This is a genomic window from Bradyrhizobium hipponense (assembly GCF_008123965.1).
Lineage (GTDB): Bacteria > Pseudomonadota > Alphaproteobacteria > Rhizobiales > Xanthobacteraceae > Bradyrhizobium > Bradyrhizobium hipponense.
Window position 1 is genome coordinate 1 of sequence record NZ_VSTH01000284.1, and the last position, 1118, is coordinate 1118.

Below are 1118 nucleotides of genomic sequence, written 5' to 3' on the forward strand. Positions count from 1 at the left end.
AGCGGATTGGCGCGGTCGACGATTTATCACGGACTTTCTGACATTCGCGACAACGTGGCGGTTCCGGCTGGACGTGTCCGTAAGGCGGGCGGCGGGCGCAAGAAGAAGTCGTCCCGGGATCCAACCCTCGCGGCCGATCTCAAGCGCCTGGTCGAACCGGTGACGCGGGGCGATCCGATGCAGCCATTGTTGTGGACGACCCGCAGCCTGCGTAACCTCGTGACCGAGCTGGCGAAGGAGGGTCATAAGGTTTGCCCGACGGTTGTCAGCGAGCTTCTGCGCGGCATGGGCTACAGCCTGCAAGCGAACAACAAGACACGAGAAGGCGGCCAGCACATCGATCGCGACGCGCAGTTTCAATACATCAACACGCAGGCCACGACGTTCCTGGCGGCGAACGAACCGGTCATATCGGTCGACACGAAGAAGAAGGAATTGGTAGGCAATTTCAAGAACAACGGCCGGGAATGGCGTCGCCAAGGCAGGCCTGAGCTCGTCAACATTCATGACTTTATCGATCCCAAGCTAAGCCGCGCCGTGCCGTACGGCGTGTACGACATCACCAATAATGTCGGCTGGGTCAGCGTCGGCACGGACCACGACACCGCCAGCTTCGCGGTCAATGCGATCCGCCGATGGTGGCGGACGATGGGGAAGAAGCGTCATCCGACAGCCAAACGCCTGATGATCACGGCCGACGGCGGCGGCAGCAACGGGTCTCGTGTGCGCCTGTGGAAGGTCGAGCTTCAAAAACTGGCGGACGAGCTCAAGTTGCCGATCACGGTTTGCCACCTGCCGCCCGGCACCAGCAAGTGGAACAAGATCGAGCATCGTCTCTTCTCCTTCATCACCATCAACTGGCTGGGAAAGCCACTGCGTAGCTATCGCACGATCGTCCAGCTGATCGCCGCGACGACAACAGTTGCCGGCCTCAAGGTGCGCGCCGAGCTGGACGAGAAGAAATATCCCAAAGGCGTCAAGGTTTCCGATCTCCAGATGGCTGCCATCAACCTCACCCGCCACTCGTTCCATGGCGACTGGAACTATACGATTTCACCTCATCGAAAACATCATCGTTCCAAAACGAATTGACTGAGTTATTTATGGACGGGCCCTAA

The 1118-nt window shown here is 59.1% G+C and carries 1 protein-coding gene; it reads left to right on the top strand.

The genetic code is table 11. The annotated features are described in order from the left end of the window. Positions 1–1092, top strand: a 1092-nt coding sequence (locus FXV83_RS41925; protein ID WP_148745840.1) for an ISAzo13 family transposase, incomplete at its 5' end; no start/stop codon positions are given. Between the last annotated feature and the right edge of the window lie 26 nt (positions 1093–1118).